The sequence below is a fragment of the Streptomyces sp. NPDC042638 genome (assembly GCF_040647235.1).
Taxonomy (GTDB): domain Bacteria; phylum Actinomycetota; class Actinomycetes; order Streptomycetales; family Streptomycetaceae; genus Streptomyces; species Streptomyces rameus.
Genome location: NZ_JBEZBT010000004.1, coordinates 215,611 through 228,071, shown reverse-complemented (window position 1 = coordinate 228,071; position 12,461 = coordinate 215,611). Strand labels below are relative to the sequence as shown.

Here is a 12,461-nt window from a genome sequence, read left to right as displayed (position 1 = left end):
ATGGCGTGGGACGAGTGGGAGCAGCTGAAGGCCGATGCGCTGGCCCGTCGGCAGAACGGGATGCGACTGGACAGCGCGGCGGGTACCGGCACCGGCGGCCCGCCTGATCTGAAGACGAACGAGACAGGAAACGACACCGCAGTCAAAGCCCTGCAGGATGAGATACCGCGAGGAACGGACAAGGCGGGCAGTCACGCCGACGAGTCCTCAGCCACGGCGGTGCGGGAGTTCAGCGGCTGGCAGACCGGCTCCGGGCTGAAGGCCGCCCACGCGGAGTGGCAGTTGCAGGTCAAGAACCTGAAGGCGCGCCTTGGGCAGGACAAGGCGGCCCTGGAGGGCAGCCACCGGCATCTCCAGTACGTCGATTACGGAGTCGGCAGCCGGACGGCGCGGATCAAGGCGGGACCCCACCAGGGGCACGAGGTCTAGGAAACCGGGGAAACGGGGACGGGGAGAAGGACGGGCATGCTCAGCTATCAGGACGTGGTCACCATCAAGCTCGGTGTTCTGACGACGGCGGCCACCGACTGGGAGGACATGGCCAGCGGCTTCGAGGACCTGGAGACCCTCTACGCCGCGAAGGTGGAGTCGGCGGCGACCGAGGACACGGCAGGTATCACTGCCGCGGTCAGGGCCGCGCAATTAGCTGCCACCCGCCAGCAGTTCAAGGACGCGCAGACTGAAGCCGGCGCCATTGCCTCAATCCTGCGGGACGCCCATCAAGAGTTCTCCAAACTGATCGGCCACGTGAACGACGTCGTCGAGCAGGTGAAGGCGGACCACATGTCCGTCAACAGCCAGGGCGAGGCGGTCTACGACTTCCGCAAGCTCACCCCGATGCGACATGACGAGGACTACCCCAAGTACGTGTCCCAGGCGAAGAACGCTGAAGCGGCCTGGACGAAGAAGATCAAGGACGCCGTTCAGAAGGTGGACGACGCCGACCAGGGCGTGAAGCTCGCTCTCCACGAGGCGGCCGGCATCAAGAGCTGGATCCAGCGTGCGTTCGACGAGGCGATGGGGCAGGGCGATCACACCTTCAACGGCTCCGCCGTCGGTGACATCGAGGTGTACGAGGCCCGCGAGGCCAAGCAGTATGCCAACCAGATCCTGAACGGCGACAAGCTGCAAGGCGACGACCTGAAGGAGTGGCAGCGCCTCATGCGCGACAACTCCCACGACAAGGTCTTCAGCCAGACCCTCCTCAACTCCCTCGGCGCGGACAAAACCCTCAAGCTCGCCAACAAGATCGACGACCTGGCGTACTTCGACGACACCAAGGACAAGAACGCCTACCTGCAGATCAACGGAGGCATTGCCGACTCGCTGGCGACCGCCACTCGTGTCCCCGACTTCAAGGACGCGAACGGCAAACACCTGCCCTTCGGGTCAAAGGGATACAACGAAGCCTTCGACAACTGGCTTACGACCGACGACGCCCAGTTCTACATCAAGTTCGGCAACGACCTGAGGGAACACGGCACCGAAAAGTACGACCTCAAGGCCGCCGGGGAAAAGATCCAGATGATGACCAAGGGCCACGGCCAGCAGGTGCGCGGCTACCAGAGTCTGGTCACGTTGATGCAGCAGGGACATGGTGACTACTCACCGCAGTTCCTGTCCGACGTCACCGACGGCGCGATCGCCGCGGAGAAGGACCATCCGAACGTCTGGGACCTCTACGGCAACTTCGACAGCAAGAACGGCGACGACTGGTTCGCCAATGACCCGGTTGACGGTGCCCTGGGCATCATGGGCCGTGACCCGGAGGCAGCCGCTGGCTATCTCGACCCGCACGCGGGCGGCACTGACGACCGTCTCCACTACCTTCTCAAGGACCGAGACTGGAAGGTCGTCAACACCACTGACTGGCAGGGAAACCGAGAGATCGACACGTCCGATGTACAGGACACCGACGACCGCAGGGGACTGGGCGGCGCCCTGACCGCGGCAGCCACCGGTATCGACCCGCACGGACCCCGCCCGGTGGGACCGACGCCGCACACGGACGCCAACAACAGAGTCTTCGTGCACGCACTGGATATCCTGTCCAAGCAGGGAGACGACATGCCTCCGTCCCTGCGCGACGACATGGCGAAGATCATGACCAATCACGGTCACGAGACCTATGTGGCGATGAGCGACCCGAGCGGCAGGCGCCATCCCGATGTCGGCCCCACGCTGGATCAGAAGCAGGTCATGGAAATGACCAAGCAGATCTCCCGGAGCCAACACTCTTATGGCCTGCTGCATGAGGGCATGAACTACGCCATCATGGACGACATCCACGACCGCTCGCGACGGCCGGAGGACACGCTCAGTTCGGCCGGATACGCCGTCGGGTTCATGGAGGATGCCCGGTACGCCGCGCTCAAGGGTGATCAGCACGACTACACCTGGGACAAGGCATGGAGCTATCACGCCTTGGGCGGGGCGCTGAACTTCATCCCGGTCTACGGAGACGCCGCCCAGCGTGGAGCGGACGTGCTCACCACCGCCTGGATCATGGATGAGCAACAGCATCAGGCCGACAAGCTGACCAGCGATAGCCAGCACACCTACGACCTGCGTCGGAATCAGCTCAATTCCATCGCCGATCAGTGGTACTCGGTCAACTCTGACTGGGCCTCCAGCCAGAGTCACCCAGGATATTCGCCCAACGACGGCGTGTACAAGCAAATCGAAGGCTGGGCCAATGATGGGGGCGCCCAGTTCCGAGGGATGGCGGGAATTCACTGATGGCAAAAGCGCGGCGCACTGCGCAATTGGTCCTTTGTGGCGTTTTTGTGCTCGTGATGACGGGATGCAGTAAAACTCAACCCGGCATTCCAGATAGTTTCTGCCATGTCCCCGTTAATCATTCGGCCCTGTCGCCGCTGGTTCCGAATGGAGACAGCCTGAAGCAGAAATACACGCCCTTCCAGTCACACCCCGGCGCACAGTGTGACCTGAGTGTGGACGGCCGTGGTGTCCTGTCTGTCGCCGTGAACCGGCGGGACCGAGCCCCGGACCCGACAGACTGGAACAAGGTCGGAACGCCGTACAAGTACGCTGCCCAACGAAAGGTCGCGTTCTCGGGGCACGCGTCGATCGGAAGCGACCGCGCCGTGGTCGAGGCAACGTGCAACACCAGGACCGCATACGTGTCCGTAGTGGTGGACTTCTGGGGCGACCGCGTCGAGGACACTCCCACCGGCTACAAGAAACTTCTTCGCTTCGTCAACGACTTCGTCCCTCGCGCAACAAAGAAGTTCGGCTGCACTAAATAGAGGCCATTTGAAGTATTACCTCGATCATCTCCGAAGCGTTCGCGGTGTGTCGTCACTATGTTGCGCCAACGTTCGCGGGTCCGCTGTTCCCCGTCGATCCACCGTGCCCGTGCGGTCTCGGCGGGGAGCGGGAGGTCGGCCATGAAGTGCGCGATCTCGACGTAGTACGCGTAGTCGCCGCTGCGGGTGAGCTCGCGCAGGCGGGCGATCCCGGCCTCGAGCTCGTCTTGGGCACCAAGGACCGCATGGTGGAAGCACAGGGTCAGGTGGAGCTTGGCTGCGGCGTAGGAGATGCCGGAGACGCCGATCTCGGCGAGGAGGACGGCGGCCCGGTCCGGTAGGTCTGCGGCGTAGCCGGCATCGCGTACCAATGCGGCGATGCGAGCGGTCATCTCGGTGGAGCGCAGGCTGAGGCGCGACAGCATCTGGTCTGCCAGGTCGAGCTCGTCATCGGCCCGACGTGGGTCGGTGAACGCGACGGCGAAGGCGAGATGCGCCTGGGACATGGCGGTCTCGCCAGCCATGCCATGCTGTTCGGCTTCGCTCCGGGCTGCGAGATAGGCCGCTGCTGCCCGGTCCATGTCTCCCTGGACCCACCACACGTCACCGAGCACTCGATGATGTCGCCCTTCCCAGCCCAGCCTTCCAGCGGCATCCATCGCCGCGGGGAAGTCTCCGGACAGTCGGCTCAGATGCGCCAGGCCGCGTCCGGCGGCAAAGGCCAGCCGACCGCCGGCGGAGGCGACGCGCTGCATGCCCTGGCGCGAATCGTCGGTCAGTCCGAGGTCTCGCTGGGCCTTTGCCAGGTAGTACGTAGCCAGCTCGACCAGTTCGTCGGGGAGCAGCCCCGACGCCAGGACGGCCGAGAGCCGACTGGCCGTACGCGCGCGGTGCTCGTGCTGACGGCGGGCGATGGCGCTGAGCGTTTCCACCAGAGCATCCGCCGAAGTTTGCAGCCCGCGCATCGACGTGTTCTCCACGGACGGGAGAGCGAGGGGCTCCGAGATGGAATCTGCCACGTACTGGAAGGCGGCATCGACGAGCCAGCCGAGATCGAGGCGGAAGTCCCGTGCGAGAAGCAGACCTTGCTGAAGACAGCCGACCAGGGCGGTTCGATCGTGTCGCAGGTCTTGCCGCCACTGCGCTTCCAGGGCGTGGAATGCACGTTCGGCCGCGCGTTGCCAGTCCTGTTGTGACCAGCGGTCGTCACTGCCGTCGTCCGCGTTGCGGATGGCGGACCGGATGAGGTCGTGGATATGGAGAGGCCACACGCCGGAGGAGGACTCACGCATGAAGGGACGCTCGATCAGTCGCAGGGTGGGCGCATCGTGGTCCATGCCGGCGACCTGGGTGGCCAGGTGCACGGAGAATGCACTGAGCAGGCTGACCGAGCGGAGCACGTGGCGCTCTTCGGCGGTGAGGTCACTGAGGGTCCGGGCAATCAGGGCGGGAAAGTCATGGTCGAAGTCGGTGACCTGCGGCTGCCTGCCACCACGTCGCAGCTCCAGGTAGCGCATGACCGACAGGTCCAGATACAGGGGCAGCCCGTGGGAGCGCTCGGCGATGATCCGGCGGACCGGTTCGGTGATCAGCGGCTGGCCGTCGCGGCTGAGCCTGCGGGTCAGGTAGTCCTCGCAGTCCTCGGGAGAGAAGTCGCCGATCAGGATCAAGTCGCGTTCTTCGTTGCTCAAGCCATGTTGCCAGGCTATGGCAAGGCTCCGGCTGGGCAGCAGGTTGTGCTGGTGCAGCGCAAGGTTGCAGCTGCACCACCTGGCTTGCTGCCTCACCTGAAGGCGAGTTCACGGAAGCTGTTGCGAACCTCGGTCAATGGCCCGCGATCCCTTGTGTAGTAAAGCTTGTTGGTCAGGAGCACCGCCCAGCGGCCCTCGGTGGGGGAGATCCACATGCCTGTGCCGGTGAAGCCGTAGTGCACCCAGACGTCCTCCTCGGTGGTGGTGCCGGGAGCGGGATGCCAGAACAGGCCACGAGCCGGTAGGAGCTCACCAGTCTCGATGGTCAGGGAGCGTGTGATCCACTCGCTGCCGAAACCAGCCCGCACATGGGACGCGGCAGGGCCGAGCATGTACCGGAGGAAGGTGGCGAGGTCGTTGAGGACGGTGAAGACGCCTGCGATGCCGCAGACGCCTCCCAGGAGGCGGGCAGAGAAGTCGTGGGCGACTCCCTTGAGATGGGTGTCGGTGTCCTGGTCGAGTTCGGTGGGAGCGCAGCGGGCGGCGAGGTCGGCGGGCAGGGGGCCGAAGCGGGTGCCGGTCATGCCCAGCGGGTGCCAGGTGCGGGCGGTGGCCAGTTGGTCCAAGGGGTGGCCGGAGAGGTGTTCGGCGAGGTAGCCAAGGATGAGGGCGGCGCGATCGGTGTACTCGACGGCTTCGCCGGGTGACCGGTGGAGTGGCTCGTGCAGTACGCCGCGGCGGATGTCGTCCGGGTCGGTGCCGTAGAGGTTCTTCAGCTGCGCCCGCAGTGGGACGCCGGCGGTGTGCGTCAGCAGCTGCCGAGCGGTGACGGCTCCGAGTGGATGTCCGGTGACCTCCTGCCAGAAGCTGCCGAGCGGCTGGTCGAGGTCGAGGGTGCCGTCCTCCCACAGGGCGCCGATGGAGGACCAGACCGCCAGGATCTTGGTGAGGCTGGCCGCGTCGAAGACAGTGTCGGTGCGCATCGGCACGTCCGGCTCGTCGGGGTCGAGGACGCCGGTGGTGCTCTGGGCGAGGGTGCCGGTGGCGTCGCCGACGGCCCACACGGCGCCGGGATACACCTTGTCGCGGACTCCCTCGTCGAGCAGGGCTTCGATGCGGTCGAGGTCGTACGTCATGGTCTCCCTCTTCGCCGGGGTATCCCGTCGGTCAGCGTAGTGACGTTCGCGGGGTGGTTCGGGTAGTGACCGTGTCGGGTCGTCCGGCGGTCGCTTCAGGTGAGCTGTCGGCCGAGGTCGGTCAGGGACCGTGCGGTCGCCGAGAGGGGATGGCGAGCCGCGTTGGCGCCGTGCTCCTGGATGCGGGCGAGAGCATCAAGGCGCTCTCCGAGTACCTCGGCCACTCGGACCCGGGCTTCACGCTGCGGACGTACACGCACCTGCTGCCGTCCAGCGAGATCCGCACCCGCAAGGCGATCGACGACGCCTTCACCGGAGCCCCTGCAGAAGAAGCTCAGGGCACATCAGTGCCCCAGAGAAACGCGGGTGCCCTCAATGTGCCCTGGCCGCGTGACGGCCCCTCCCAGCACATGACGAGGGCGGAGCCCGCAAGCCCCGCCCGAACCCACCGAAACCCCAGCTCAGGGCCAAACCAGGCAATAAGGCTGATGCCCCGCCTCATGCAGCCGGTGTGAGAAGTCCTGCCACTCGTGCAGCAGCTGGTAGACGTTGAACGCGTCCCGTGGGCCGCCGCGGTCCGGGACCGTCGACCAGATGAAGGCCGCCGCGCCGACCGCTTCCTCGCCGATGCCGCGCAGGGGGTCGACCACCGTCATGGGCAGTTTGACGACCGCGTAGTCGGGGTGCAGGACGACCAGTTCCAGGGGCGGGACCTTGTGCAGGGGGACGCCCTCGATGCCCGTCAGTACCATCGCGGCCATCGTCTCCGGCTTGATCTTGGTGAACATGCCGTTCATGCCCAGCTCGTCGCCGCCGAGTTCCTCGGGCCGCATCGAGATGGGGACACGGGCCGCGGTCGCGCCGTCCGGCGCGCCGAAGTATTTGTACGTCACCCCCACCCGACCACCGTTCCTGCTTCCCGCCCGCAGACGGTCGGCGCGCAGCCCCTGTGCCTCACGTGCGTCAGCCTGATGTGTGTCTCTCTGACGTGCTTCGGTCGTCTCCTCCGCCTCGCGCCGGTGCCTTCCCCGCCGGGCACGTCGAGGACCCAGGTCATCAGTCCCCTCGCCCAGTCCGCCACCGCGATGCATATCTCCACCCGACTGCTTTTCTAGGACGCGTGGCCCCCGCCGCGCAACCCGATCATCGTGTCAGTGACCTCCCCCACGGCCGCCCGCCGAAACGTGCGGTGGAACAACAGTCCACGGGGAACATCCGGCCCCTGATCATCCGGCCCTGATGATTACGTGCGTATGGGCTCTGTGTATCAGCTCTCAGTCTCGCAGATGCCCGCCGGATGGCGATGCTTTGATCTTGAGGTCGTCCGCGGTCCGCCCGGGGCGCGGCCTACCCTGAGGAGGTCACCCCGCAACCGGAGTCCGAGAAGCCGGAGAAGCCGCACGTCATGAGTGCCATGAGCGAAACGCCCTATCCCTACGACGCGCCCGCCTCACAGGCGCTCTTCGACCGCGCCTCCGTCGTCACGCCGGGCGGAGTCAATTCCCCGGTGCGCGCCTTCCGCGCCGTCGGCGGCACCCCCCGGTTCATGGTGTCGGGCAAGGGGGCCTATCTCACCGACGCCGACGGGCGCGAGTACGTCGACCTGGTCTGCTCCTGGGGGCCCATGATCCTCGGGCACTCCCACCCCGAGGTCATCGCCGCCGTCCAGGAGGCCGTCGGCCGCGGTACGTCCTTCGGTACGCCCGGCGAGGGCGAGGTGGAACTCGCCGAGGAGATCGTCGCCCGCGTGGAGCCCGTGGAGCAGGTGCGGCTCGTCAGCAGCGGCACCGAGGCGACCATGTCCGCCATCCGGCTCGCCCGCGGGTTCACCCGCCGCTCCAAGGTGATCAAGTTCGCCGGCTGCTACCACGGGCACGTCGACTCGCTGCTCGCCTCGGCCGGCTCGGGCGTGGCCACCTTCGCGCTGCCCGACACGCCCGGTGTCACCGGTGCCCAGGCGGGCGACACGATCGTGCTGCCGTACAACGACCTGGAGGCCGTGAACGAGGCGTTCCACCGGCACCCCGGTGAGATCGCGTGCGTGATCACCGAGGCGTCGCCCGGCAACATGGGCGTCGTGCCGCCGGACCCCGGGTTCAACCAGGGCCTGAAGGACGCCTGCGGCAAGAACGGCGCCCTCTTCATCTCCGACGAGGTGATGACCGGGTTCCGCACCAGCCGCGCCGGGTGGTACGGCGTGGACGGTGTCAGGCCCGACCTCATGACCTTCGGCAAGGTCATGGGCGGCGGCTTCCCCGCGGCGGCGTTCGGCGGCCGTGCCGACGTCATGGCCCACCTCGCGCCGGCCGGGCCCGTGTACCAGGCCGGCACGCTCTCGGGCAACCCCGTCGCCACCGCCGCCGGCCTGGCCCAGCTGCGGCTGCTCGACGACGCCGCGTACGACAAGGTCGACGCCGTCTCCGAGCAGATCCGCACGCTGGTCGGCGAGGCGCTGTCCAAGGAGGGCGTCGCGCACCGGGTGCAGACCGCCTCCAACATGTTCTCCGTGTTCTTCACGGACCGGCGGGTACGCACCTACGAGGACGCCAAGCGGCAGGAGTCGTACCGCTTCACCGCGTTCTTCCACTCGCTGCTGGCGAACGGCGTCTACCTGCCGCCGTCGTCCTTCGAGTCCTGGTTCGTGTCCACGGCCCACGACGAGCGGGCCGTTCAGAAGATCGCCGACGCCCTTCCGGCGGCGGCCCGTGCGGCTGCGGAGGCCACGGCAGAATGAGCGACTCCAAGGACATCACCGTCGTCCACGTCATGCGGCACGGCGAGGTCGAGAACCCGGACGGGATCCTGTACGGGCGGCTGCCCGGCTACCACCTGTCCGAGCTGGGCCGGCAGATGGCCGAGCGGGTGGCCGAGCACCTCGCCCCGCGGGACGTGACCTACGTCTGCGCCTCCCCGTTGGAGCGGGCGCAGGAGTCCGCCACCCCGATCGCCAAGGCGCACGGGCTGGACCTCGCCACCGACGAGCGGCTGATCGAGGCCGAGAACGTCTTCCAGGGCAAGACGTTCGGCGTCGGGGACGGCGCGCTGCGCAACCCGGACAACTGGAAGCACCTCGTCAACCCGTTCCGGCCGTCCTGGGGCGAGCCGTACGTGGACCAGGTCGTGCGGATGACGGGCGCGCTGAACGCGGCCAGGGACCAGGCGCGCGGGCACGAGGCGGTGCTCGTCAGCCACCAGCTGCCGATCTGGATCGTGCGGTCGTACGTCGAGCGGCGCCGGCTGTGGCACGACCCGCGCAAGCGGCAGTGCACCCTGGCCTCCCTGACGACTTTCACATATCAGGGCGACAGGATCGTGTCCGTGGGCTACAGCGAGCCCGCCATCGATCTCGTCCCGGCCCACCTGCGCGCCGGTGCCAAGCCCCAGAAGGGCAAGGGCGCGGCCCAGGGGAAGGCCTTCGGGGCCTGAGCGGACGTCATCGGCCGTCCTTTTGGGATGGCTTGGCGCGCCTTCTCAGTACCTGTTACGAAAAGCACACAATTGAACGGAACCTCCCCGATCATCACACCCTCTGACTGGATGAACCAGCAGGTGGCGACGATCGGGGACTTCCATGCGCACCTTCTCCCGGACCCACTCCCGCAGGGGAGTACTCGGCCTCGGCGCGGGCGCGGCGGCCGCCGTGTCGCTCGCCGGCTGCGGCGGTGTCACGTCCTCGGACGGCGCCGGGCACCCGGACGGTTCCGGCAAGGGGGGTACCGGGCAGGGGAGCGGGGCGGGCGCCCACCCGGCGCGGCCCATCGGTGACGGCTCCACCTCCTTCACCGGCAGGCAGCCGCACCAGCCGGCCAGGCCCGAGCCGCTGGAGCCGGGACAGACCCCGCCGCAGTTCGTGGTCTTCTCCTGGGACGGCGCCGGGGAGGTCGGCAACGGCCTCTTCCCGCGCTTCCTGGACCTGGCCAAGGAGCACGGCGCGAGCATGACCTTCTTCCTCTCGGGGCTGTACCTGCTGCCCGAGTCGAAGAAGCGGCTGTACGAGCCCCCGAACAACCCGCGCGGCGCCTCCGACATCGGCTACCTCACCGACGAGCACATCAAGGCCACGCTGCAGAACGTACGCCGGGCCTGGCTGGAGGGCCACGAGATCGGCACCCACTTCAACGGGCACTTCTGCGCCGGCTCGGGCACGGTCGGGAACTGGACCCCGCAGCAGTGGGGGAGCGAGATCCAGCAGGCCAAGGCGTTCGTGAAGGAGTGGCGGACCAACTCCGGCTGGACCGATCTGCCCTCCCTGCCGTTCGACTACGACAAGGAACTGGTCGGCGGCCGTACGCCCTGTCTGCTCGGCCAGAACAACCTGCTGCCCAAGGCCCGCGAGCTGGGCTGGCGCTACGACGCCTCCTCGCCGGGCGGCCGTCAGGTGTGGCCGGAGAAGCGCATGGGCATATGGGACCTGCCCTTGCAGCAGATACCTTTCCCCGGACGTTCCTTCGAGGTCCTGTCCATGGACTACAACATGCTCGCCAACCAGTCGGTGAACTCGACCAAGGCGCCCGCCTACAACTACCCGGGCTGGCGCAAGCAGTCCGCGCAGGCGTACATCCAGGGCTTCCAGCGGGCGTACGAGACGAACCGGGCGCCGTTCTTCATCGGCAACCACTTCGAGAAGTGGAACGGCGGCATCTACATGGACTCCGTCGAGGAGGCCTTCAAGCACATCGCGCGCGAGAAGGAGAAGGGCGCCGACGTGCGGCTGGTCTCCTTCCGGCAGTTCGTGGACTGGATCGACGTGCAGAAGCCCGAGGTGCTCGCCAAGCTGCGCACGCTCGGTGTGGGACAGCGGCCCGCCGGGGGCTGGAAGGAGTTCCTGCGGGCGGGCGGGTCGGCCTCCTCCGATGCCGCCTGATCCAGCCGCCTGATCTGGCCGCCTGATCTGGCAGGGTGTCCGAAATGCCCTGTGTAAGTACGTCCTGAAATGCGGTTTTCCGCCCGGCGGGGGGCCGGGCGAAATCCCCGGAACAGGCATGCGAAACTTTTCACATGAGTACCCGTAGCCGCGCCGCCCTGCTCACCGCCGCGGCCGCCGCAGCGGCCCTGACCCTGTCCGCGTGCGGCAAGGGCGGCATCTCCGGTGGCGGTGGCGACACCAACTTCGTCACCGGCGACAACGGCATCGACACCGTCCCGGCCGGCAAGCGCGCCACGGCCCCGGACCTGTCCGGCAAGACCGTCGACGGCAAGACCCTCGACGTCGCCGACTACAAGGGCAAGGTCGTCGTCGTCAACGTCTGGGGCTCGTGGTGCGGGCCGTGCCGCAGCGAGGCGCAGTACTTCGCCAAGGTCTCCAAGGAGTACAAGGACAAGGGTGTCCAGTTCGTCGGCATCAACACGCGGGACACCAGCACCACCCCCGCCCTCGCCTTCGAGCGCGACCACGGCGTCGAGTACCCGAGCCTGTACGACCCCACGGGCAAGCTGATGCTCCGCTTCAAGAAGGGCACCCTCAACCCGCAGCTCGTCCCCTCCACGCTCATCATCGACCGCAAGGGCAAGGTCGCCGCGCGGGCCCTGGAGGCGCTCGACGACACGGGCCTGCTGGAGATGCTCAAGCCGGTCCTCGCGGAGAAGTGACGTGAGCGCGCTGCTGACGCTGGCCGCGGAGACCGGCCGGAACCAGACGGTCCTGCACGGCGCCCTGCCGGTGGCCCTGCCGCTCGCCCTGCTCGCCGGGCTCGTCTCCTTCTTCTCGCCCTGCGTGCTGCCGCTGGTCCCCGGCTACCTCTCCTACGTGACGGGCGTCGCGGGCACCGACCTGGCCGAGGCCAGACGGGGGCGGATGGTCGCCGGCGCCTCCCTGTTCGTCCTCGGCTTCAGCGCCGTGTTCGTCTCCAGCGGGGCGCTCTTCGGCTACTTCGGCGCCAACCTGATCGACTACCAGGGCACCCTGTCCAGGGTGCTCGGTGTGCTCATGATCGCCATGGGCGTGTTCTTCATGGGTCTGATGCCCTGGTTCACCATGCGGGAGTTCCGCTTCCACAAGCGGCCGACGGGCGGCCTGCTCGGGGCGCCGGTCCTCGGCGCCCTCTTCGGTGTCGGCTGGACGCCCTGCATGGGCCCGACGCTCTCCTCGGTGAACCTGCTCTCCTTCAACGAGTCGAGCGCCGCGCGCGGCTCCCTGCTGATGGTGGTCTACTGCCTCGGCCTCGGCGTGCCCTTCGTCCTCACCGCGATCGGCTTCCGCAAGGCGCTGGGCGCCTTCGCCTGGGTGAAGCGCCACTATGTGTGGGTGATGCGCATCGGCGGCTCGATGATGATCGTGACCGGTGTGCTGCTGCTGACCGGCGCCTGGAGCGGCCTGATCCAGCAGATGCAGACCTGGTCCGACGGCTTCAATGTGGGGATCTGAC

The 12,461-nt window shown here is 67.4% G+C and carries 12 protein-coding genes and 1 pseudogene; 9 read left to right on the top strand and 4 right to left on the bottom strand.

Annotation, left to right across the window (positions count from 1 at the left end):
* Genes AB0B40_RS05675 through AB0B40_RS05665 form a run of 3 tightly spaced genes read left to right on the top strand, consistent with a single transcriptional unit; the run spans nucleotide 1 to nucleotide 3,269 of the window.
* Nucleotides 1-429: a hypothetical protein gene (locus tag AB0B40_RS05675; RefSeq protein WP_362263059.1), complete on the top strand. Its 429-nt coding sequence runs from the start codon at nucleotides 1-3 to the stop codon at nucleotides 427-429.
* 36 nt (nucleotides 430-465) lie between these two features.
* A complete protein-coding gene (locus AB0B40_RS05670; protein ID WP_362263058.1) occupies nucleotides 466-2,739 on the top strand; it encodes a hypothetical protein in 2,274 nt (757 codons plus the stop codon).
* Complete coding sequence (locus tag AB0B40_RS05665) at nucleotides 2,739-3,269, top strand: hypothetical protein (RefSeq protein ID WP_362263055.1); 531 nt, start codon at nucleotides 2,739-2,741, stop codon at nucleotides 3,267-3,269. The genes AB0B40_RS05670 and AB0B40_RS05665 overlap by 1 nt, the downstream gene beginning before the upstream one ends.
* Here AB0B40_RS05665 and AB0B40_RS05660 read toward each other — a convergent pair.
* The 3 genes from AB0B40_RS05660 to AB0B40_RS05650 all read right to left on the bottom strand — a co-directional run bounded on the left by AB0B40_RS05660 (nucleotide 3,197) and on the right by AB0B40_RS05650 (nucleotide 6,320).
* A complete protein-coding gene (locus AB0B40_RS05660; RefSeq protein WP_362263052.1) occupies nucleotides 3,197-4,960 on the bottom strand; it encodes a hypothetical protein in 1,764 nt (587 codons plus the stop codon). The genes AB0B40_RS05665 and AB0B40_RS05660 overlap by 73 nt on opposite strands.
* Nucleotides 4,961-5,052: 92 nt before the next feature.
* Nucleotides 5,053-6,096, bottom strand: a complete 1,044-nt coding sequence (locus tag AB0B40_RS05655) for a serine hydrolase domain-containing protein (protein ID WP_362263049.1) — start codon at nucleotides 6,094-6,096, stop codon at nucleotides 5,053-5,055.
* A 95-nt stretch (nucleotides 6,097-6,191) separates the two neighbouring features.
* The gene (locus AB0B40_RS05650) at nucleotides 6,192-6,320 is read right to left on the bottom strand and encodes a hypothetical protein (RefSeq protein WP_362263148.1); all 129 of its coding nucleotides are present in this window, start codon (nucleotides 6,318-6,320) and stop codon (nucleotides 6,192-6,194) included.
* Here AB0B40_RS05650 and AB0B40_RS05645 point away from each other — a divergent pair.
* A pseudogene (locus AB0B40_RS05645) lies at nucleotides 6,264-6,490 on the top strand (site-specific integrase); the annotation flags it as partial. The gene AB0B40_RS05650 and the pseudogene AB0B40_RS05645 sit on opposite strands and share 57 nt — an antisense overlap.
* A gap of 67 nt (nucleotides 6,491-6,557) precedes the next feature.
* Here the strand turns inward: AB0B40_RS05645 and AB0B40_RS05640 are convergent.
* Nucleotides 6,558-6,995: a hypothetical protein gene (locus AB0B40_RS05640; RefSeq protein WP_003974483.1), complete on the bottom strand. Its 438-nt coding sequence runs from the start codon at nucleotides 6,993-6,995 to the stop codon at nucleotides 6,558-6,560.
* 515 nt (nucleotides 6,996-7,510) lie between these two features.
* On the opposite strand from AB0B40_RS05640, the gene hemL reads away from it, so the two are divergent.
* The 5 genes from hemL (at nucleotide 7,511) to AB0B40_RS05615 (ending at nucleotide 12,460) form a co-directional block, all read left to right on the top strand.
* The gene (hemL, locus tag AB0B40_RS05635) at nucleotides 7,511-8,830 is read left to right on the top strand and encodes a glutamate-1-semialdehyde 2,1-aminomutase (protein WP_345057396.1); all 1,320 of its coding nucleotides are present in this window, start codon (nucleotides 7,511-7,513) and stop codon (nucleotides 8,828-8,830) included.
* Nucleotides 8,827-9,522, top strand: a complete 696-nt coding sequence (locus tag AB0B40_RS05630) for a histidine phosphatase family protein (RefSeq protein ID WP_345057398.1) — start codon at nucleotides 8,827-8,829, stop codon at nucleotides 9,520-9,522. The genes hemL and AB0B40_RS05630 overlap by 4 nt, the downstream gene beginning before the upstream one ends.
* A 145-nt stretch (nucleotides 9,523-9,667) precedes the next feature.
* Nucleotides 9,668-10,960, top strand: coding sequence for a hypothetical protein (locus tag AB0B40_RS05625; protein WP_345057400.1), 1,293 nt, complete (start codon nucleotides 9,668-9,670; stop codon nucleotides 10,958-10,960).
* A 134-nt stretch (nucleotides 10,961-11,094) separates the two neighbouring features.
* Nucleotides 11,095-11,685 (top strand): TlpA disulfide reductase family protein, encoded by a 591-nt coding sequence (locus tag AB0B40_RS05620; protein ID WP_345057402.1) that lies wholly within the window; start codon nucleotides 11,095-11,097, stop codon nucleotides 11,683-11,685.
* A gap of 1 nt (nucleotide 11,686) precedes the next feature.
* Nucleotides 11,687-12,460, top strand: coding sequence for a cytochrome c biogenesis protein CcdA (locus AB0B40_RS05615; RefSeq protein WP_345057404.1), 774 nt, complete (start codon nucleotides 11,687-11,689; stop codon nucleotides 12,458-12,460).
* Nucleotide 12,461: the final 1 nt, after the last annotated feature.

Excerpts from the sequence above, each read along its gene's own strand:
- AB0B40_RS05675 (WP_362263059.1), top strand. The coding sequence starts at position 1 with ATGGCGTGGGACGAGTGGGAGCAGCTGAAGGCCGATGCGCTGGCCCGT.
- AB0B40_RS05670 (WP_362263058.1), top strand. The coding sequence starts at position 466 with ATGCTCAGCTATCAGGACGTGGTCACCATCAAGCTCGGTGTTCTGACG.
- AB0B40_RS05665 (WP_362263055.1), top strand. The coding sequence starts at position 2,739 with ATGGCAAAAGCGCGGCGCACTGCGCAATTGGTCCTTTGTGGCGTTTTT.
- AB0B40_RS05655 (WP_362263049.1), bottom strand. The coding sequence starts at position 6,096 with ATGACGTACGACCTCGACCGCATCGAAGCCCTGCTCGACGAGGGAGTC.
- hemL (WP_345057396.1), top strand. The coding sequence starts at position 7,511 with ATGAGCGAAACGCCCTATCCCTACGACGCGCCCGCCTCACAGGCGCTC.
- AB0B40_RS05630 (WP_345057398.1), top strand. The coding sequence starts at position 8,827 with ATGAGCGACTCCAAGGACATCACCGTCGTCCACGTCATGCGGCACGGC.
- AB0B40_RS05625 (WP_345057400.1), top strand. The coding sequence starts at position 9,668 with ATGCGCACCTTCTCCCGGACCCACTCCCGCAGGGGAGTACTCGGCCTC.
- AB0B40_RS05620 (WP_345057402.1), top strand. The coding sequence starts at position 11,095 with ATGAGTACCCGTAGCCGCGCCGCCCTGCTCACCGCCGCGGCCGCCGCA.